Origin of the sequence: Catenisphaera adipataccumulans, assembly GCF_014202755.1 — a bacterium.
GTDB classification, from domain to species: domain Bacteria; phylum Bacillota_I; class Bacilli_A; order Erysipelotrichales; family Erysipelotrichaceae; genus Catenisphaera; species Catenisphaera adipataccumulans.
Map to the genome: position 1 here is coordinate 105,577 of NZ_JACHHK010000003.1, position 22,044 is coordinate 127,620.

At 46.5% G+C, this 22,044-nt stretch carries 17 protein-coding genes; 3 read left to right on the forward strand and 14 right to left on the reverse strand.

Features of this window, described 5'->3' with window-relative positions; all coding sequences use genetic code 11:
- Positions 1-51 precede the first annotated feature (51 nt).
- From HNQ47_RS04555 to mraZ, 12 genes are all read right to left on the reverse strand, one after another.
- Positions 52-1,899, reverse strand: a complete 1,848-nt coding sequence (locus tag HNQ47_RS04555; protein ID WP_183328025.1) for a polysaccharide biosynthesis protein — start codon at positions 1,897-1,899, stop codon at positions 52-54.
- Positions 1,900-1,966: 67 nt separating this feature from the next.
- Positions 1,967-3,721, reverse strand: coding sequence for an LCP family glycopolymer transferase (locus HNQ47_RS04560; RefSeq protein WP_183328027.1), 1,755 nt, complete (start codon positions 3,719-3,721; stop codon positions 1,967-1,969).
- Between the two features lie 13 nt (positions 3,722-3,734).
- Positions 3,735-6,215 (reverse strand): glycosyltransferase family 2 protein, encoded by a 2,481-nt coding sequence (locus HNQ47_RS04565; protein ID WP_221248018.1) that lies wholly within the window; start codon positions 6,213-6,215, stop codon positions 3,735-3,737.
- 1 nt (position 6,216) lies between these two features.
- Complete coding sequence (locus tag HNQ47_RS04570; protein ID WP_343052900.1) at positions 6,217-6,999, reverse strand: ABC transporter permease; 783 nt, start codon at positions 6,997-6,999, stop codon at positions 6,217-6,219.
- Positions 7,000-7,003: 4 nt separating this feature from the next.
- The gene (locus HNQ47_RS04575; RefSeq protein WP_183328029.1) at positions 7,004-8,134 is read right to left on the reverse strand and encodes an ABC transporter ATP-binding protein; all 1,131 of its coding nucleotides are present in this window, start codon (positions 8,132-8,134) and stop codon (positions 7,004-7,006) included.
- 63 nt (positions 8,135-8,197) lie between these two features.
- A complete protein-coding gene (locus HNQ47_RS04580) occupies positions 8,198-9,889 on the reverse strand; it encodes an LCP family protein (RefSeq protein ID WP_183328030.1) in 1,692 nt (563 codons plus the stop codon).
- 75 nt (positions 9,890-9,964) lie between these two features.
- Complete coding sequence (ftsZ, locus tag HNQ47_RS04585; RefSeq protein WP_183328031.1) at positions 9,965-11,080, reverse strand: cell division protein FtsZ; 1,116 nt, start codon at positions 11,078-11,080, stop codon at positions 9,965-9,967.
- A gap of 12 nt (positions 11,081-11,092) precedes the next feature.
- Complete coding sequence (locus HNQ47_RS04590) at positions 11,093-12,349, reverse strand: hypothetical protein (protein ID WP_183328032.1); 1,257 nt, start codon at positions 12,347-12,349, stop codon at positions 11,093-11,095.
- A gap of 101 nt (positions 12,350-12,450) precedes the next feature.
- On the reverse strand, positions 12,451-14,640 hold the full coding sequence (locus tag HNQ47_RS04595) for a penicillin-binding protein (protein WP_183328033.1): 2,190 nt from the start codon (positions 14,638-14,640) through the stop codon (positions 12,451-12,453).
- A gap of 14 nt (positions 14,641-14,654) precedes the next feature.
- A complete protein-coding gene (locus HNQ47_RS04600; RefSeq protein WP_183328034.1) occupies positions 14,655-14,960 on the reverse strand; it encodes a hypothetical protein in 306 nt (101 codons plus the stop codon).
- A complete protein-coding gene (gene rsmH / locus HNQ47_RS04605; protein WP_425486188.1) occupies positions 14,947-15,891 on the reverse strand; it encodes a 16S rRNA (cytosine(1402)-N(4))-methyltransferase RsmH in 945 nt (314 codons plus the stop codon). Before rsmH ends, HNQ47_RS04600 begins: the two co-directional genes overlap by 14 nt.
- A gap of 6 nt (positions 15,892-15,897) precedes the next feature.
- Entirely contained in the window at positions 15,898-16,323 is a 426-nt protein-coding gene (gene mraZ, locus HNQ47_RS04610) for a division/cell wall cluster transcriptional repressor MraZ (protein WP_221248020.1), read from the reverse strand.
- Positions 16,324-16,485: 162 nt separating this feature from the next.
- On the opposite strand from mraZ, the gene HNQ47_RS04615 reads away from it, so the two are divergent.
- Positions 16,486-18,012 (forward strand): L-lactate permease, encoded by a 1,527-nt coding sequence (locus tag HNQ47_RS04615; RefSeq protein ID WP_183328038.1) that lies wholly within the window; start codon positions 16,486-16,488, stop codon positions 18,010-18,012.
- Between the two features lie 28 nt (positions 18,013-18,040).
- Here the strand turns inward: HNQ47_RS04615 and HNQ47_RS04620 are convergent, their stop codons facing one another.
- Together HNQ47_RS04620 and HNQ47_RS04625 are read right to left on the reverse strand one after the other, a co-directional pair.
- Positions 18,041-18,316 (reverse strand): hypothetical protein, encoded by a 276-nt coding sequence (locus HNQ47_RS04620; RefSeq protein ID WP_183328040.1) that lies wholly within the window; start codon positions 18,314-18,316, stop codon positions 18,041-18,043.
- A gap of 79 nt (positions 18,317-18,395) precedes the next feature.
- Entirely contained in the window at positions 18,396-19,661 is a 1,266-nt protein-coding gene (locus tag HNQ47_RS04625; protein WP_183328042.1) for a neurofilament protein, read from the reverse strand.
- Between the two features lie 146 nt (positions 19,662-19,807).
- Here HNQ47_RS04625 and HNQ47_RS04630 point away from each other — a divergent pair, with 146 nt between their 5' ends.
- Complete coding sequence (locus tag HNQ47_RS04630) at positions 19,808-20,899, forward strand: S1C family serine protease (RefSeq protein ID WP_183328044.1); 1,092 nt, start codon at positions 19,808-19,810, stop codon at positions 20,897-20,899.
- Between the two features lie 141 nt (positions 20,900-21,040).
- Entirely contained in the window at positions 21,041-22,015 is a 975-nt protein-coding gene (locus HNQ47_RS04635; protein WP_183328046.1) for an L-lactate dehydrogenase, read from the forward strand.
- The last annotated feature ends 29 nt before the right edge of the window (positions 22,016-22,044 follow it).

Genomic DNA, 22,044 nt, shown 5'->3' on the forward strand with positions numbered 1-22,044 from the left:
AAAAAACGAGTGAACAAGCTGTTCACTCGTGTATTATATCATACTTGTTATTCAATCACACTTGATCGTCTCCAATAAAATCTCTTTGATATGTTTGGGGTCCATCGAGTCATCAGCGATCCGGCGCAGTGTTTTCAATCGGGCGTCGATATCCGACTGGGAAATATTGACCGGTTCATGGACAAAAATCAAATCGTTGTCGGTTCTGTGACACTTCTCGATCTCCAGTGACAGTTCCTCAAACATCTTCTCGCCCGGGCGCAGACCGATTTCCTTGATTTCGATATCTTCGCCGGGCACATACCCAGACAAACGGATCATTTTTTCTGCCAGGTTCCAGATCTTGACGGGTTTTCCCATATCCAGCACGAAGATCTCACGATGTTTCGCATAGTACCCTGCCTGCATGACCAGCTGAGCAGCTTCCGGGATCGTCATAAAATAACGCTGAACGTTCTTGTCCGTGACGGTGACCGGTCCGCCCTGCTTGATTTGTTCTTTAAAGATCGGAATGACCGAACCGTTGGAACCAAGGACATTGCCGAATCGAACGGCAGCCATCTTGATGGGGCTCTTTGTTTCCCGTGACTGCATGATCAGTTCGGTCATCCGTTTTGTCGCTCCCATGACATTGGTCGGATTGACCGCTTTATCCGTCGAAATCATGATAAAACGGGATACACCGTTTTCGATACAGGCATCGATCACATTTTTCGTGCCGAACACATTGTTCAAGATCGCTTCGCTCGGTCTTGTTTCCATCAGCGGCACATGCTTATGGGCCGCCGCATGGTAAACCACATCCGGACGATGATAAGCCATCACTTTGTTGATTTCTTCCCGTTCACGGATCGAAACGATCAAGGAAAGGATCTCAATATCTTCGGCCATTCGGTGATTGCGTTTATCGCGCATGAATTCCTGTTCCAACATATATAAGGTATTTTCATTGATGTCGATCATGACCAGCTTACGCGGATGAAAATGGACGATCTGCCGGCACAATTCAGAACCGATCGAGCCGCCGGCACCAGTCACACAGACCACCTTGTCAGTGATATAGGAACCGATCTCGTCGATCTTCAGATCGACACTTGGCCGATTGAGCAGATCTTCGATCTTGATATCCTCGACCTGGACATTGGAAGGTTCATCGTTTTCCAATGTAAAGCTCATGATCTTAGTATTGATCGATGTATCGGTGCACAGTTCGATAATATGACGCTTCTGTTCGCGGGTGACCGAAGACATCGCGATAAACAGCTGATCGACCTGGTATTCTTTGGCAATCGAAGCCACTTCTTCCACCGTGCCCAAGACCGGTTTGCCGCTGATCAGCGTACCTTTTTTCTTATAGTCATCCAGAAAACCGACGACATTAAATGGATAACGCTTATTACGGTAGATCTCATTCATCATGATATAACCGGCATTGCCGGCACCGATGATCAGGGCGTTCTTCTTGCGGTCAACATCCATGGAATGACGATTAAAGCTGCGGTAGAGCAGCCGGCTGCCCATGATGATCAAAAACGCAAGGGTCTCAGCCATGAAGATCAGTGAAACGTGGAACAGATGAAAGTGCAAGGTGAATCCAAGCATGATCACCATGCAGAATAAAGTACTCAGCCCGTACCGAACCACATCATTGGGACCGGTATACATCCATAGCGTCTTGTGCGTGCGGAACAAGATCTGCGAAATGAGATGCAGGACCAGCACAAAAATCATCCCGTAAATAATATACGGCGTGATATGCAGGATCTTGCCTTCCAAAAAGAAGTTGTTGTCCATAAAAAAGACAAACACATAACTAAGGAAGACAGCCATCAGATCAAACAGTGAGATCAAGACACCGCGGTAATTCTGATAAAGTTTTGATTTATATAAACCTTCCATAAGGACATCTCCTGTAGACTAAAATTAATTATATACGAAATCGAAAAAAAACTCCACATACGTGGAGTTATTGTGCATAGACACTTTGATCCGTAACCGCATAGTCGGTGCTGTACTGCGACGTATCATAGGTCGGTGCAGTATATGTCTGCGAAGTATCATAGGCAGCAGACTGCGATGTATCATACGTTGTCGACGTATCATAGGTTGCCGACGAATCATTGGTTGTATCCTGCTGTGATGTATCCGTCGATGTCTCTGTCTGTGTCTCTTCCGAAGTATCATTTTCGTATTCATGGATCTTGGATTTTCCGACCTTGACAGAAGAGGCTTTTTTGCCCTTCAGGATCGCCTTGATTTTTTTGCGGGCAGCTGTAACATACGCATCATCCGGCACAACGACCGAAGCATAATCACCTAGTTCGGCTGAATACTTTTCCGCACTTTCGCCTTTCAGAACAAAGTTTTCAAATTTCCAATCCGGGCTGGACTGCAGCTGATACTTGATCAAAGCAGTGATCTCCTGGGTCGACATATTTGTATCAAACGCATTAGAGAATGCTTTCAGCAGATCCTGATAATTCGTCAGTGCCTTGGAAGAAATGGCCTTATCGACGATTGCTTCCAGCACCTGCTGCTGGTTCTTGACCCGCTGTACGTCTCCGTCTTCATAAGCATGACGTTCACGCGCATAAGCCAGGGCTCGTTCTCCGTTTAAGTGGTTCCATCCTTCATGTACCCCCTTCAAGGTACTGTCCGCATAGAAGGTATCGACCGCCATGCCTTTCTTAACATAGATATCAATACCGCCTAAAGCATCGACAATTTCTTCCAGGCTGGAGAAATTGACCCGGAAGGTATAGTTGATATCAATGCCAAGCAGATTCTCGATCGTCTCTTTGGTCGTATTCACTCCGTGAATGCCCGTATGTGTCAGTTTATCCAGCGAACCGTCCTGACAAGCGCCGTCGGAGCATTTCACTTCGACATAGTAATCCCGCGGCAGGCTGGTCAGCAGGACCCGGTTGGTGGTTGGATTGACCGTTACCAGCATATTGACATCGGAACGCGAAACCTCGCCGATATCTCCGTAGGTATCGTTGCCGCTGATCAAAATGGTAAACGGCTTCGAAGTGATATCACTGACGGAATCCGCCTCATTGCTATCTTTTGTATAGTATGTCACTGTGGCAATGATTTTGGTCTCCTTCGAAAATTTGGTGTAATCTTTCAGATCTTCAACATTGGCACGATAAGATTCATTTAAAATGATCGCATCCACTTCTTTATCGTACAAGGCTTTGACTTCTGCCTGCACACTGGTATATTTTTTTCCTTTATAAGAAATATTCTTTGCCTTTAGATCCTGGCGGGCTTTTTTCGTACCATAAGAATCGATATTCTTCAAATAACCGATCTTCTTTCCGTCCAGATCCCGTTCTTTTTCCAAGTCAGAATCTTTCAGTGTGATCATCGACACTTCATTTTTCACACGGCGGCTGGAATCGGTGACAGTCTGCAGAAACGTCTGTGTTTCGGTGAAATATAAACTGCCGATCGGCAGAGCAGCCACACAAATGATCACCAAAGCGGAACTCAGCACTTTGGTCAGTGTCCGTTTCACTTTGAAATTAAAAATCAAAAGGATGATCAGCACGATCAGCGCTAAAATGATCAGACAAAGATACAGCAGCACATCCGGAAGGATCTGCAGCCGATAAGCCTGGTATGCCATGGCTCCGGAAGATAAGATCAGTGCTATGCTCAGCACTCTGGCAAACCATTTGAATTTATTGTGGTTTTGCTTCTGTTTCTTGCGCATAAAAAACCTCCCGCTATTTTTTCAGTGAGAAATCCGAACGTTCCAATGTTAAATTCGGATTGTAACACGGATCGCCTTTCTCTAAAATATCATGCCACCGGTTTTCGATGGTCTTGATTTCGTTGTTGAAGCGCTGCACCTTTTCCGGTGTATCTTCCATGCCGCGTGATTTGGATTCGTAATGATACAACTGTGCATATGGATCATACACGATCAAATATCCTGCCTCACGGATCTTCAGGCAGAAATCGACATCATTGAAAGCAACTGCCAGCTGCTCATTGAAACCGCCGACTTCTTCATATACAGAACGTTTCACCAACATGCATGCAGCTGTGACAGCACTGTAATCGCGCGCTGACATCGCATAGTTGAAATAACCCGGATCATCTTTCTCCAGGCCAATAAACGTATGGCCTGCGATGCCGCCGATGCCGATGATGACGCCGGCATGCTGGACCGTATCATCCGGATACAGCAGCCGGGCGCCGACCGCACCGACATCTTCACGCATACAATAGCCGAGCATTTCTTCCAGACAGTCGCTGTTGATCAGTTCTGTATCATTGTTCAGCAGCAGGAAATAATCCCCTTTTGCGTGAGCAGCACCAAAGTTATTCAGTGCTGAATAGTTGAATGCAGCCTGCCAGTAAACGACATGTGCCTTAGGATTGGATGCTTCCAGCTGATGATAATAGTCAAACGTAGCCGGATCGGTGCTGTTGTTTTCGACGATGATGTATTCATAATTTTTATAGGCAGACTTTTTCTCGATCGACTGAATGCACCGGTCAAGATCGTCCGTATGATCTTTATTCGGAATAATGATCGAGATCAGCGGATGGCTCTGCAGAATATATTTGGTCCGATACCAGCCCAGCCAATCACTTTTGGACGCAACCGCCTTAATGTGCATTCGGTCATAATGCGCCTGCACAGCACGGGTGCCGGCATCAAACGCATACATCTTGCTTTCCGGATTCGATGACGTCGATTGTTCATGTGTCCGCCAGTGATACAGCACTTTCGGTACGTGATGAATATGTTCCGGTCCGGCTGCCTCGCAGCATCGTAAAATAAAATCATAATCCTGCGCACCGTCATATTCTTTCCGGAACATACCGACTTGATCAATGATGGATTTTTTCACCATGAAAAAATGGCAGATGTAGTTGTTGCTGCAGAGCAGATCGATATTGAAATCCGGTTTAAAATTCGGCTGGAAATACTTGGTCGCATCGGAATTCATTTTATCCTCATCCGAATAGAACACTTCCAGCGACGGATCTTCATTGTATGCTTTGACAAATTCAAACAAAGCATCCGGCGTCAGCGTGTCATCGTGGTCATATAAAGCGATAAAATCACCGTCTGCCATTTTCATGGCTTCATTCATATTCCCGGCAATGCCGTAATTCTCAGCCAGCCGTTTCAGCACGATCTTTTCTTCGCTGCCATAATGATCACGAACATAATTCTGTACCGTATCATCTGTACTGCCGTCGGCGATACACAGCTGCCAATTGGTATAGGACTGATCCCGTACCGTGTCGATCATATCTTTCAGATACGGAACCGGTGTATTAAAGGCCGCCACAATGATGCTGATCTTCGGCGTGTGTTCAAATTGGGTCTCCCTCTGTGCTTTCAGTGTCTGCTCATTCGGCAGCTTGCTCAGACGCCATTCATCATAGTTGACCGCATTCGGATTCGGTCCATATTTTAGGCGGGTCATAAACTGACGGACACCATTTTCCTTTAAGTAATCCATCGCCTTTCTGACATTTTCCTGGCTCATGGCTCCCAAATAGGAACGGACCAATGAAATTCGGCTTTGTTTTGGATGTGCCATCGGCAGATCCGTATGCCCGTCCGGTCCGGATACCCGCAGATAATATTGGGTATGCGGTTCACTATCAAAGGATAGATTAAAGCCGCAGGTTTGATGATCTTCATCCACGATGCCCGCTTCGACAAGATCTTTGCGGACGACAAACTGTTTGTCTGTTTTCGGCTCACGGCCCTGGCTGTCCACCACGGACAGGCTCAGCGCCGTGCCGTCCAACGACAGCAGCCAGCCCACCGCATTGGTACGTCCTTTATTGACATCCTGTAAATAAATTTCCAGCTGATAGTCAAAAGGCAGTGTATCCATGATCTTATCCAGCTGGCTTTTTTTTCGATCCAGCAAATCATCGCTTTGTCCAGCACAATTTGCCTGCAGAGCTAACGTCGTAATTTCCGGCACGGACAACGGCACATACAAAGAAAAACCGATGCCTTCACCATTGGTCTTGCCTTTCAGCTGCTTACTGACATCCGGACGGTCGATGGTTTCCGCCGTTGCCGGCATGGCTTTTCCATCGATCACGACCGCTAGATCAAACGGTTTGCCGTCATTGCGGAATGCCCATCCTTTGATCAAGACGTAGCGGCTCTGCGGTGCATTTTTATAACGCAGCGAATCGATATGGAAGATATAATCTTTTTTCATATTACAGTACCTCGGCAAAGCCTTTTTCCAATTTCTTGAATACACGATATCCGATCAAGATCAGGATCAGCGCCAGGATCGCTACGATCAGCAGACTGTGCAGATCCGGCGTCACGTGATACAAGAAAATATCCCGATACGCATTGATGATCTTGGTCAGCGGATTCAAAGAAACCAACCGATACAACGTGCCGGCACTTTTGAACAGTTCCAGTGAATATAAGATCGGCGTTCCGTAGAATGCCATATTCAAGATAAAGGAAACAATATATTCGACATCCTGCACATAGACTTCAAATGCAGAGAGAAACAAAATAATTCCAAACGAGAAGGCAGCCTGGATCAGGGCAATCAGCGGCAGCCATAAAATGTGCACAGAAACTCCGGCACCGGTCCCAATACAGAAAAGCACGATGATGACACAGGAAATAAAAAAGTTGACCAATCCGCTGAGGACCTGCGAGATCAGCAGAACTTCACGCGGAAAGTAAACCTTCTTGATGATCCCGGCATTGCTTTTGATTGAAATCGTACCTAAATTCACCACATTCGTAAAAAAGTTCCACGGAATGATGCCCGTCACCAGATAGCACAAATAGTTTGGGATCGTTGCACCGCGGAATAAATACGGGAAAATGATCCAATAAACGATGACCTGCAGCAGCGGGTTCAAAAAGGACCATAAAATACCTAATACCGACCCTTTATATTTACCGCGGATGTCCTTTTTGACATTGGACTTCAGCATCTCACGGTAATTGTATATTTCTTTGAATGTCGACACAAAATCACCTCACAATGAACACAACGTCTTTTTCGCCTAAAACCGAACCATCCGGTTCATGGTTTTCAACACGCAGCGTATGATTGCCTTTGCTGAGGCTGCGCATCGGAATACTGATGCGCCAGCCAAGCTGATCTACATCAAGGAATCCGGAATATTGTTCAAAATATACTTCGTAGACATCTTTCCGTTCCCGATGCGTAACTTCCGGATGGATTTCCTCATCGTCCACATAGAAATGCAGCGTGGCATCATCCACATTGGCGATGCCCCATCCCTGGCACTCGACCTCCCGGTCTTCCGGATAGAATTCCATATAATCTTTCGGTACATCGATGAAGACGACGCCTTGTTTCTGCTGTTCGCCGCTTTCGATGGCTTTTTTGATTTCTTCTTTGTTGTCTTTGGCGATTTGTTTTAAATATTCATCGATCACATAGGCCGGGTCGCCGTCCAGCTGGACCTGTCCTTTATAGATCCAGATGGCCCGATGGCACATATCCTTCACAACATCCAGGCTGTGCGTGACGATGACGATGGTCTTCCCTGAATCACGCAGCTGGCGCAGTTTAGAATAACACTTTTCCTGAAAGTGCTGATCGCCGACAGCCAGGATCTCATCGATCAGCAGGATATCTGCATCAACGTTGATGGCAACCGAAAAGGCCAGACGCATATACATTCCGGAGGAGTACGTCCGTACCGGATTGTCGATAAATTCGCCCAGCTCCGCAAATGCAATGATGTCCGGCAGCCGTTTCTCAATTTCTTTTCGGCTCAGGCCGAAAATCGAAGCATTAAAATAGATGTTTTCGCGGCCGGTAAAATCCGGATGGAAACCGGCTCCCAGCTCCAACAAGGAAGTCAGCTTGCCGTCGGTTTCGATCGTCCCTTCATTCGGAAAAATGATCTTTGTCATCAGTTTCAGCAGGGTCGACTTGCCGGAACCGTTGGTACCGATCAAAGCCACCGTTTCACCTTTTTTGATGTCCAGATTGATATTCTTCAGGACTTGATGGTATTCTGTTTTATTTCTTCTGCGGATCAGTTTTTCTTTTAATGTATTGCCGCGGTCGTATTCAATTTTAAATTGTTTCGACATGTTTCTGACTTCAATCGCATTTTGTGGATTCATAAACTATACCTCAGTTTTTTATTGTAGCATAAAAAAGAGCGGTCCTTCAACCGCCCTATTCATCTAAAATGGTGCATATCCGCTGTCATTCGTATACGAATCTGAACCATCGTATGTACTATTATAATCCGTCGAGTAATCACCATATGTCGTCGTGTCCTGACTGTATCCGTCATAAGTCGAATAGCTGTCCGTTGATTCATCGCTGGATCCATCATCTGTACCCAGTTCACCGGCCTGATCGCTGACAGACGATGCTTTCTTGCCGTTGCTGATCGCATTGATCTTCTGTTTTGCGGTCTTGACCGAACCGTTGTCCACTAACATCACAGAAGCATAATCCGACAATGTTGCACAATACCGTGTATCAGTCTCACCGGTCAGCGCATAGCTTTCAAACGTCCAGCTTGGATCATCAGAAAGCTGATACCGGATTAATGATGTGATATCCGAAGAAGACATGTTGGTTTCAAAGGCACCGCTGAGCGCATCGGCAAACTTCGCATAGTTTTTGATCATCGAAGCCGAAGTGATCTTCTTGATGATCGCACGGAGCACCTGCTGCTGATTCTTTACTCGCTGGGTATCGCCGTCGGTATAAGCATGACGTTCCCGTGCATAGGCCAGGGCCCGCTCGCCGTTCAGATGGTTCCATCCTTCATGGACCCCTTTCAGCGTACTGTTGGCATAGAATGTATCAACAGCCATGCCTTTTTCGACATAAATATTGATGCCGCCCAACGCATCGACTAGATTGACTAAACTGGAGAAATTGACACGTGCGTAGTAATTGATCTCAATTCCCAACAAATCTTCAATGGTTTGTTCCGTTGTATCGACGCCATATAAACCCGTGTGGGTCAGTTTATCCCGTTCCCCGTCCGGACAGGAACTTTTTGCATCCGATGCACAGGCAACGCTGACATAGTAATCACGCGGGATGCTGGTCATCAGCACACGGTGTGTCTTTGGATTGACCGTCACCAACATATTCGAATCAGAGCGGGAAACATCTTCCAGGCCGCCGTAGGAATCGTTGCCGGAAATCAAAACCGTAAAGGTTTCGGAGGTCACATCCACCGCGTCATCTGAAGTCTGGACATTGCTTCGTTTTGTATAATATTTTGTCTTATGGATGACTTGGGTTTCCGTATTAAAATTTGTATACTCTTCCTGGTCGTGCACTTCACCGCGCATCGACTCATTTAAAATGATCGCATCGACTTCCTCATTGTACAGCGCATCGACCATATCGATCAGTGTGCTGTAGGAAACCGTTTCAATCGAAATTGAAGATTCGATATCGTCCAGTGCTTTCTGGGTACCGGTCTTATCAACTTTTTTACAGATTCCCACCGTCTTGCCGTCCAGTTTTTTCAGCGACGTCACCGATGAATCCTTCAGCGTGACGACCGACACTGTGTTGGTCATCGTACTGGTCAGACTGGTCACATCGCCAATAACTTCACCGGTCTTGGAAATATAATAGTTGCCGACGCCGTATCCGATCGTCAGCACAATGACTAAAAATCCGCTCAAGATCCGGGCAATGGTCCGTTTTGCCACAAAGTTATACAACAGAAAAACCAGCAGGGTCACGATGGCAATGATCGCAAACACCGGCAGAGCCAGTTTCAGCGGCAGGATCTCCAGCCGGACGATCTGAACAATTAAAATGATTGCCAATACCACGGAAATCCATGATAATGCGGCAATCAAAGGGATTCTGCGTTTTTTTGTTCCATTCACATTCATAGAAATATTTAAGCATCAAAAAGAGTCCTTGTCAATTTTACGCTATAGAAAAAAGCTCCCGAAGGAGCTTTGTTTTTAACGATTGAAGAAGAAATTCGGGATCGAATCGTCACCATTGTCTTCATCTTCCACACTAGTGACGACGCCGGCATTGCCCGGGGTCTGCACTTTCGGCTGGGTAAACAAAGACTGATCGTCATTGCTGCTGCCGGATAATGCTTGGATCGGTTCGACATCGGACTTCTTCGATTTTTTCTCTTCAAAACCAGTCGCGATGACCGTAACGATGATCGAGTCGCCCAACGATTCGTTGATCGCGATACCAAAGATACAGTCTACATCGCCGCCCGCTGCATCCTGAATGACAGCGACCGCATTCTGAGCATCGAACAAGCTGACCTTGTCGCCGCCGGTAATATTGATGATCGCAGAACGAGCACCGTCGATCTGGCTTTCCAACAGCGGTGACTGGATCGCTTTCTCGGCTGCCGTAACGGCTTTGTCTTCGCCTTCGGCCATACCGATACCGATTAATGCGCGGCCTTGGTTGGCCATTACCGCACGAACATCCGCAAAATCCAGGTTGACCAGTGCCGGAACGGCGATCAAATCAGAAATCGTCTGAACCCCCTGACGCAGTACGTTATCGGCTGCCTGGAAAGCTTCCTCGATTGGTTTACGTCCGATGACATCCAGCAGATTGTCATTGCTTACGACAATATAAGAATCAACGAATTTCTTTAATTCGTCAATGCCTTCTTTGGCGTTGTTGGCACGGCGGCGTCCCTCAAATGTGAACGGACGTGTAACAACAGCGACGGTCAATGCGCCTTCTTCTTTGGAAATCTTGGCAATGAACGGAGCTGCACCGGTTCCGGTTCCGCCGCCCATGCCGGCCGTGATAAATACCATATCACTGCCTTTGACCGCTTCACGGATCTCCGCTTCAGCTTCTTCTGCGGCTTTGCGTCCGAATTCCGGATTGCCGCCGGCGCCCAGACCTTTCGTCGTATCTTTACCCAATACGATCTTATTTTCACACGGAGAGTTTTTCATGACCTGTACATCGGTGTTGCAGATATAGAACGTTACACCCTGCACACCACCTGCGACCATGCGGTTAACGGCATTCGATCCGCCGCCGCCGACTCCGAACACTTTAATGTTTGCGACTTGATTCATTTCTGGCATTTTACTTCACTCCTAATCTTCTTCTGTTAAAATAACACTTTTCAGTTTCTTCGTAAATCCGCCCTCGCCCGAACGGGAACGCTGACGAATCGAATCGATGCTTGCTTCCAATTCATTGTTGTTGGGACTGGTCTGTTCCGTGTGGCGGATCTTGTTGATATCGTCAAACGCATAGATCATTCCCAGACAGCAGACATAGGCGCCGTTGCGGGCACCGACGCTCTGCGGCAAATAAACTTCAGCATCGCTGTTGAATTGTTTCATGAACGATTTCATGACTGCGATATCGGCTCCTTTTCCGGTCAGAACGTATAATGTCTTTTTCTGCTTGATGATCGGTTCGCAGGCCTTGTTGACTTCATCGATCCACGAACGGATCTTCGGCAGACAGGTTTCCATCAATTCTTTTGAAGAAATCTCGACGCGGCGGTCTTCCTGCTGTTCAATATAGACGATCACATCGCCGGCATCTTCTTCATCGGCTGTGAAGATATTCTGCAGCAGGCGGAAACAGACGTCATCCGTCAGATCGTACTTTGTCTTGAGTTCTTCAATAAATGAATTATACCCCTTTTCCAAATTTGCACAACTCATTAATTTACCGTCCGCAAACAAGGAAAGCACACAATGGTTTGCTTCCAGGTCCAGCTGGACCACATTACGGTCTTCGCTTTTGACCTGAACAGCCGATTCCTGCGCGATCGCATAAGAATCCAGGCACAGATCCAGAATTTCCAAATTGGCTTGTTCAATGCATCGCACATAAGAATATATGGTTGTTTTATCCGCATATAACAGATCCACATCCATGTAGAAATCTTCACACTCTTCATCGATCGGCATCTTGTCGAAAACTTCATCGTTGACACGATAGCTGATCCGATTTGTGTTGACCAATTCCACATCATCCCCCAGCTTCTTTTGGATCACTTTACTGTAGCCCTGCTGGATGTGAAATAAACGAATGCTCTTGGTGCCGTCCTCAATTTGAATATGGGCACGCTGACTGGTACGTCGGACATTGACGCTCGGTATCGCCAGCAACACACGCTCGATGCGGAATCCCAAAGCCGCTTGTGCATGGTTCAGTGCATCGCGCAGCGCCTGGACCACTTTGACTTCATCGACGATCTTCTGATCGACGACCCCCTGGCAGGCGACCCGTTCGACACGCAGAACGTTGATGCGTCCTTCAAAAACTTCCAGGATCGCAAGACGAACTTCCCGGTCCGCTATTTCTACGGATGCGTACACTTTTTTTCTGCTCATTCGACTACTCCTTTTTCATTCTACCAGTAAATAATACCATAAAATCGGCACTTAGAATATATCCCGATTTATTTTTCTAAAAAAGAACTCCTTGCGGAGTTCTAAGAAAGCGTTACCGAAATTTGTGAGTTCGAATCGATGGTTTTTCCCTTCTCGACCGACTGTTCCTTCACTTTGCCATGACCGGAAATCGCAATGGAAATTCCGGACAATTCAGCGAACGTCGTAACGTCTTTCCGCGTCCAGCCTGTCATATCCGGCATCGTGATCTCATTGCCGTTGGTCATCAGGAAAATATTATCGTTGGTATTGATCGGTGTTCCGGCATCCGGATATTGATCGATGATGCTCGAACCATCGCCGATATAGACTACATTCACGCTCTTGCCGCTCATCTGTTCTTTCGCATACGATTTTGTATGGTTGACCAACGACGGCATGGAATATGTATCCCAGGAATCATCACTCGTACTGCTGGTATCGGATGTATCGTTGCTTCCGGAAATTCCTTCGGCAACCAAGGCCGCTTTCATCACTTCCTGGAACGGTTCCGCAGAATAATTCAGATAATTATCCGAAACCATGCCCCAATAGACCATGACTTTTGGGTCATCTTCCGGAGCAGCTGCCATGACACTGCTGGTATACGTATTCTCATCGTACTCACCAGTCTCCGTGTTATAGATCTGGCCGGTACCCGTCTTAGCGATCATATCCACACCGTCCATCTTGAATTTTTCACCGCTGGCACCGTCATCCAAAACATGTGACATCAAGGAACGAACTTTCTCAGCTGTGCTGGATTTGATCGGCTGACCGACGACTTTCGTACTGTATTTTTTGATCACTTTTCCTGTATCCGGATCCTCAATGGATTCCACCACATACGGACGGACCATCTTGCCGTCATTGAAGATTGCTGAATAAGCCTGTACCAGTTGAATGACTGTAATGGAACTGCCCTGTCCAAAGCCGGTCGTCAAATAGGACGTCGGCATATCCACATTTTTCGTACCCAGTACCTCATTGACATACGGAATGCCGGTTGCCTGAAACAATCCGAATTTATCAAGATATTTTGAGAATTTTTTATAGTTGACATAATTCGCCAACAGTTCACAGATCCCGACATTACTGGAATACGCCAGACCTTGATCAAATGTGATCGTACCGAAGTTGTTGCCCATGGCTTCGGAAATGCCCGGATATTCCGTTGAATAATTCACACGGGTAATTTTTTTCGTGGACGGATCATACGTATAATAGAATGTCCCGGACTGGAAGGTTTTATTTTCCGGATAGACGCCGGTATCAATAGCGGTCGCATAGGTCAATGCCTTCATGACTGATCCAGGCTCATAGGCCATCTCTGTGACATTGTCCGTAAAACTTGGAATGTTGGTATGCTTGTTCTGGTTAAATGTTGGGTAGCTTCCCCAGCCTAATATGCGGCCGGTTTCCGGTTCCATGACCACGCACCAGGCGCTGGTCGCCTTGTTGTCGGAAATCGTTTCTTTTAAGGCGCTTTCTACGGCTGCCTGGACATTGGAATTCAACGTCAGATGCACATCATAACCATCTTGTGCCTCTTTGATCACTTTGGTCGTGCCTGGCAGCACGTCACCATCGACGGTCTGCTGATACTGCACTTCCCCGTCGGTCCCGGATAGATATTTATCCAGACTTTTTTCCAGTCCCATCTGACCGACAATTTTTTGTTTATCCTCGTCATAAGAAGCAAAACCGATGAGATTGCTGGAATATGGCGTCGTCGGATAATTGCGGCTGACGGTTTCCGTAAAATGGATGCCGTCCAGATCGAGTTTTTCAATTTTCTTCATTGTTGATTTATCCAGACGCTTCGTACCGGAGCCCAATTCTGTCTGAGCCTTGCCAGATTTCTTGGCTTTCTGGATAATTTTCGTCACACTGTCCACATCGATGTCTTTGAGCACAGTTTTTAATTTTTTGGCGGTCTTCCGGGCATTTTTCACATAATCCGGATTGCCGTCGGCATCAACCGTACTGGAATCGAGATACGCAACAATGGTATATGCTTTGACTTCCTGTGCAATCACCTGTCCGTCTTCATCATAGATCGTACCGCGTTTGGCGGATACGGTCGTATCAACAATACTGTTGTGTATGCGCTCATCCAAAGCAGAATTTCCGGACCACAAGTGTGTTTTTGTGACCATGGTAAAAAGAACATTAGCTGTCACTAATGTTCCTGCGATTACCATAATTTGAATGATGCGAAGTAATTGTTTATTGCTTCTTTTTCTATTCATCCTGATCATCCGTTCTAGTCGTCAATCACATAAATGTTTTTTTGATTGTCAGTGACTTTTTCATCTAACAATCCTAACACACGGCTTTTCTCTTGTAAAATATTTACTTCCGATGTTAGTTGATCGACTTGTTCCTGCTCTTTGTTCATCTTCTTTGTCAGCGTCTGATCCTGGTTGGATAATGTAATGTTATAGGAATAGACAAAGAACTTCGTTCCGATGAAGAAAGCCGCAGCGAACACGAACAGCGTCTTTACGAATCTTTCGAATGTAAATTTCTTTTTCTTTCTTCTGATTCTTTTCTTTTTAGCGGTTTTCATATTGATCCCCTATCCTCTTAATTCCGCGCAGCTTGGCGCTGTGTGCGCGATTATTATAAGCAAGCTCCGCTTCTGAGGCCGTAATCGGCTTTTTATTTAATAGTTGGTATTCTAATTTCTCTTCCCCTAATACCGGCAGCCGGCGATCATGCTTCTGCGGCACGGCCGCACGCCGGAATGTCTGCTTTACCATGCGGTCTTCCAAGGAATGGAATGTGATCACGCACATTCGTCCGCCCGGTTTTAATCGCCGCAGTCCCTCTTGTAAAGCAATTTCAAGCTGTTTTAATTCTCCATTGACTTCGATGCGGATGGCTTGAAAACTCTGTTTGGCCGGATGCCCCTTTTTTTTCAAAACATATGCCGGTACGGCGGTTTTGATCACATCAGCCAGTTCAAGCGTTGTGTTGATCGGTTTTCGTTCCCGTTCCCGGACGATCTTGCTCGCGATCCGTCCTGCAAACGGTTCCTCCCCATAATCGTGCAGTATGCGCATCAAATCTTCTTGTGAATATTCATTCACTACGGTCCATGCATCCAATTCCTGTTCCTGATTCATTCGCATGTCCAGTCGGGCATCGTGTCGGTAGCTGAATCCACGGCTGGTGTCGTCAAACTGGGGGCTTGATACACCAAGATCCATGATGATGCCGTCCACCCGGCCGATCCCGTAGGAATCCAGGACCTCTTTCATATTGCCGAATGGCTGGTGAATACAGGTAAAATTATTGCCGATTTTCTGCAGGATCGGGCTGCTCTCCGCGATCGCTGCTTGATCCAAATCGAATGCATACAAATGACCATGCGTACATCGTTTCAGGATGGCACTGCTGTGACCGCCCCGTCCCAACGTACAATCGACGTAAAGCCCATCGTCTTTTACGTCCAACATCGTGATCGACTCTTCAAGAAGTACACTTTTATGCTCCATCAAGTGTTACCCCATAATATCGGAAAGCTGCTCAGCAACATCTTCGAAAGAATCACTTTCGATCTGTTCCATTTCTTCCCAACGAGCCTTGGCCCAAATCTCCAAATGATTAGCCATTCCGATGATCAGACACTCTTTTTCCAAACCGGCCAAAGAAATCAATGACGATGGAATAAGAATTCTTCCTTGGCTGTCCATTTCACACTCTGCTGCCTTGGATAAAACCATACGCTGATACCAGCGCGCGTTTTTATTCGTGGTGGGTAAGGCGGCCAGTTTCTGAAATACGCTCTGCCATTGCTCACTGGTGTAAACGTACAAACATCCATCCAGTCCTCGCGTAACAACAACGTGCTCACCGAGTTCTTCTCTGAACTTAGCCGGCATGATCAATCGCCCCTTACGATCGATGTTGTGACTATATTCACCCATGAACACGTGTCATCACCCCCCACTTTCTGACACAAAGTGCTACTTTGTACCACTATAATACATCATGCTTTCCTAATTTTCCACAAAATATTTAAAAAACTCGCAATTTTCCAAAACATACTACTGATTTGGTATAATCAAAAAAGAAAGAGAGAGAGAAAAATGAATTTCCTATTTTTTATTCTGGGATTATGTCCCATCATCTGGCTCATCATCGCTTTGATCGGACTGAAGATCCCGACTTTTAAAGCTGCGTTTGGTTCCCTGGTCATTTCTGCGGTCTTAGCTCTCATTGTTTGGAAACTGCCGATCGGGCAAGTAACGACAGCTGCCTTGGAAGGATTTCTAATGGCCCTCTGGCCGATCATCCTCGTCATCATCGCGGCCGTCTTTACCTATAATTTATCGTTGAAGACCGGCGGCATGGAGATCATCAAACAAATGATCGCTTCCGTATCCAACGACAAGCGCATCCTCGTCCTGCTGGTGGCATGGTGCTTCGGCGGCTTTATGGAAGGCATGGCCGGATTCGGTACCGCCATCGCCATTCCCGCAAGCATGCTGGTGGGATTGGGCTTTGATCCGCTGTTTTCCTGTCTGGTCTGCCTGATCGCCAACGGCGTGCCGACGCCGTATGGATCGATCGGTATTCCGACCGTTACGTTGGCCAATCTGGTCGGTCTGGAAAATACCGGCTTGGCTGCGATGCAGACGATCCAGCTGTTTCCATTCATTATCCTATGCCCGATCTTGATCGTGATGGTCACCGGCGGCGGCTTCAAAGCCATGAAAGGCGTCTGGGGCGTGACACTGGCTTCCGGCATCAGTTTTGCGATCCCGCAGCTGATCGTTGCCAATTTTGTCGGCGCGGAACTGGCCGTTGTGGTCGGCAGCGTCTGCTCGCTGTTGGTTACCGTATTATTGGCATCGAAAAAAGAAACCGATCCAAATTATGCGATCGTCGTACCGGCTGAAGAAAAAATAACGGCCAGCCGTGCTTTAAAAGCTTGGTCGCCGTTCTTATTTATATTTATCTTCCTGCTGCTGACATCAAAATTGGTTGCACCGATCAATACCTATCTGGCACAGTTCTCATCGACGGTCACGGTTTATTCCGGCAAGGATCCAAACACGCTGACATTCAGCTGGATCAACACACCGGGAGTCTGGATCTTCTTATCTGCGATCATCGGCGGATGCATCCAAAAAGCCAGCCTGCATGACTTCACGGAAACGCTTGGCGCCACGATCAAGCAGATGAGCGAGACCATGATCACCATGTTATGTGTATTGGGGTGCGCAAAGATCATGGGATATTCCGGAATGATCGCAGATATTGCAGCGTTCGCAATTGCGGTCACCGGCAGTTTCTATCCGTTCTTCGCGCCTTGGATCGGAGCCCTTGGTACGTTTGTCACCGGTTCGGGCACTAACTCCGGGGTACTGTTCGGAGCCGTGCAGAAGCACGCTGCAGATACCTTGAAGCTGGATCCATATTGGGTCGTCGCACTAAATTCACTGGGCGTGGCAGCCGGCAAGATGCTCTCTCCGCAAAGTATTGCGATCGCGTTGAGCAGTGTCGATGCGAAAGGACAGGATTCCAAACTGCTTTCCATGATCATGCCATATGGCATCGTATTCCTTATTATTATGAGCTTCATCGCTTATTTCGGTGCGCAGATGGTATAAAAAAAACGATGGGCAAAACCCATCGTTTTTATTCATAATCTTCTTCATCGTCGGGATCTTGTTCGCTGCCGATCAGGATCTCACGATTTTTTAATGTCAGAATATACGTGCCGTCTTTCGGATACGGATTTGCTTCTTTATCATCCGAGAGGATCTCCAGTTCACACGGATATCCTTTCTCTTCCAGTATTTCCAACAAATTGTCTTTGCCTAATTTTTTTGTGATCGCACGTCCGCATGCGCAGTTGCCGTACTGATCCAGGCATTGAAAGATCCAATCTGGTATTTTTGTTTGTGTGGCCATAGTACCTCCTGTAAGCAATTTGCATTATACAATGAAATTTTGGAAAAGAAAAGGTGAACGCATGCGCTCACCTCATCATCTAGCTTTCCAGAATGTTCTTGATATCCGGATAGTATTTATAACGGTCATCGACATACTCCAATGCGCTGTTGGCAATGGATTTCGCTTTATCACGGTCGATATCATTGAAATAAACATTTGCGTAACGGAAGTAGATATAATCTTTGATCTGGTTCTCACGCAGAATGTAGTTGTAGTTGGCATCGCCCAGGCCGTAGTCTCCGTGCTGGATATACAAATCAGCGACATCCATCATCGCCTTGTTGCCTAATTTCTTATGCAGGTTTTCGAACTGCGACAAGACTGCGTAAATGAAGTTTTCATAATACTTCACATCATCGTACTTCCATAATTTCAATACGTTGTAGGCCAGATCCATAAATTTTTCGATCATGTCTGCCGGATCGACCTTGATCACTGCGACCATATCTTCGCTGCTGCTGATATTTTTGCGCTGCGCGATCATCAGGATCCGTTTGACCAAATCAAACTGTGCATTGTATTCATCATTGTTCGCGGTACTGTCATCTTTGATCTCGTAGTTGACGTGTTCCTTGACTTCATCTGCGATCTTCACGAAATCACTGGCTTTGATATCCATCGTGCCGGCGATCCGGTTCAGCAGTACTTCGATCAATTCCGCATCATAGCCATCATCTTCAAATGTGAAGTTCTTTTTATCCAGTCCATATTTTGCGACGATGTCTTTTGCCAACGCACTCAGATCGGCATTGTCCATCAGTTCGTTGACATATTGGTCATATTCCATATCCACGCCCATGGCTTTTGCCATATCGATACAAGTTTCTAAAGTGAAGCTGTTGTACTGAGCCAGTTTTTCTTCACGAGCAGCATCTTTTTTCGGTGCAGTTTCTGCAGCCGTTTTCTTAGCTGCTGGTTTTGCTGCAGTCTTCTTTGCAGCCGGCTTTTTCGCTGCTGGCTTTTTGGCAGCCGTGGTCTTTGCGGCCGTTTTTGTTTCCGCTTTGGCAGCGGTTGTCTTTTTAGCCGTTGACTTTGTTGTTTTAGCCGTCGTTTTCTTTGCGGCCGGTTTCTTGGCTGCTGCCTTTGCCGGAGCGGTCTTTACCGCAGATTCAGTTTTGCTTTCAGCGCTTTTTTCAGCAGTCTTTTTAACCTCTGTTTTCTTCGCTGTTGTTTTAGAATCTGCTTTTTGTACTTTTTTCGTTCCGCTCTTTGCTGTTTGCTTAACTTCTTTCTTTTCAACAGGAGCCTCCGTTTTCTTCACTGTGGTTTTTTTCACTTGTTTTGTTTGTTTCTTTGCAGGCATAGAATTCATCCTCCTAATCAACCGTAAACATTATACCATAGTTTTCTATTCGTTTCTAAAACGATGAAAAGAAAGGCATAAAAAATAATTTTTTCAGTTGTTTTTAAATATTTAATCGTATAGTTTATATATTCGGAGGGATATTTATGGAACAAGATATGGATAAAAAGAAAAGGATAAAACGGATCATCGCCGTCATTGCATTAGTAGCTGCCTGCGGCATTTCCGGATTTGCGGGTGCAAAACTGGGCGGCGGAAATTCTGTGACCATCAACCAAGTGACGGGCAAGGCCAGCAACAGTATCAAATCGAGTTCAGACTATTCGGATGTTGCCAGCAAATGCGGTCCAAGCGTTGTTGAGATTTCTACCGAAGGTGTCTCCTACGGAAGCAACCTCCAGCAATATGTCGAAGAAGGTGCTGGTTCAGGGGTCATCATCAGCAGCGATGGCTATATCGTGACCAATTATCACGTCATCGAGAATGCTTCGAACATCACAGTTAAAACAACGGACGGAAACAGCTATGATGCCACCATTGTAGGAACGGATTCAGATACAGATCTCGCCGTACTGAAGATCGATGCAGACAATTTGACAGCAGCAACCTTAGGTGATTCCGACAGTCTTGAGGTCGGCGACGATGCGATCGCGATCGGCAATCCGCTGGGGATGTTAGGCGGCACCGTAACGACAGGCATCATTTCAGCCCTGAATCGTGAGATCACCATTGATGATACGACCATGACCTTGCTTCAGACAGATGCAGCCATCAACCCGGGCAACTCAGGCGGCGGCCTGTTTGATGCGGACGGCAATTTGATTGGTATCGTCAACGCAAAAGCGTCGTCTTCCGGTATCGAAGGTTTAGGTTTTGCGATCCCGATCAATGATGCGATCGCCGTTGTGAATGAATTGATCGCCAACGGCAAAGTGACCAGCCGGCCGTCGTTAGGCGCGACATTATATGACTACAGTCAGGACTCTAACTATTACTACAGCGACAGTACGGAAAGCGGTGTTTACATCGTTCAGTTAACAAAAGGCGGTGCGGCGGCCGAGGCTGGTCTGCAGGAAAATGACCGGATCGTTTCGGTGGACGGTGAAAAAGTCTCCAGCGCATCCGAAGTCAAATCAATCATTCAAAAGCATGAGATCGGTGATAAAGTGAAGATCGTCGTCGAGCGGGACGGCGAGAAAATCACGAAAACCGTCACGTTGCAGCAGTCTACAGAATAATGTCAGGACTATGTGCAGAAAATGCACATAGTCTTTTTTTGTGAATTTGGAAGCGGTTTGATTTTCTGATTGTGAATACTGATAAAATTGTCTATAATATTAATGATAGTTATACAATTCAGTAGGAGGAGAAAGAGAATCATGGCAACTGAAAAAATTTCTAAAAGAAAGATCATGCTGGTCGGTACCGGAATGGTCGGTATGAGTTTTGCTTATTCATTATTATCAGAAAAAGGTATTGATGAACTGGTATTGGTCGATGTCAATGCAGATAAAGCAAAAGGTGAAGAGCTCGATATGAGCGGCGGCCTGCTGTATGCCGATACGAAAATGAAGATCAGAGCCGGTGACTACAGTGATGCAGCGGATACAAACGTTGTTGTCCTGACGGCCGGCGCACCGCAGAACCCGGGACAGTCCCGTCTGGAACTGGTAAAGATCAATGCCGGCATCACCCAGAATGTCTGCGAATCATTGAAAGCCAACCACTTCGACGGTATCCTGCTTGTCGCAAACAACCCAGTTGATATCATGGCTTACGTGGCTTGGAAAGTCAGCGGCCTGCCGAAGAATCATGTCTTTGGTTCCGGTACCGTACTGGATACGGCCCGCCTGCGTCACGCATTGAGCGAAAAACTTGGTTTTGCCGACAGCAATATCCACGCTTATATCATGGGTGAGCATGGTGATTCCAGCTTCGTTCCTTGGATCCATTCCTACATCGGTGTCAAGAATATCCTGGAATATCTGGATGAAGAAGATATGGATCTGTCCGAACTGCAGAACATCTACATCGAAGTACGTGACAAAGCCTATAAGATCATCGAAAAGAAACGTGCGACCTACTATGGTATCGGTTTGGCGTTGAAGCGAATCGTTACTGCCATCGTCAACAACGAGCGCTGCATCCTGACCGTTTCTTCCTACCAGAACGGTGAATACGGCAAGACCGGATACTTCATCGGCACCCCGGCTGTTGTCGGATCCAACGGTGTTGAAAAGATCATCAAACTGAACCTGAATTTGAACGATCAGGCACGCTTCGATAAATCATTCGATACCTTAGCAGAAACCATCCATCAGAATTTGGATGATATGCTGAAACAATACGAATAATCATTGAAAGGACGGCAATGCCGTCCTTT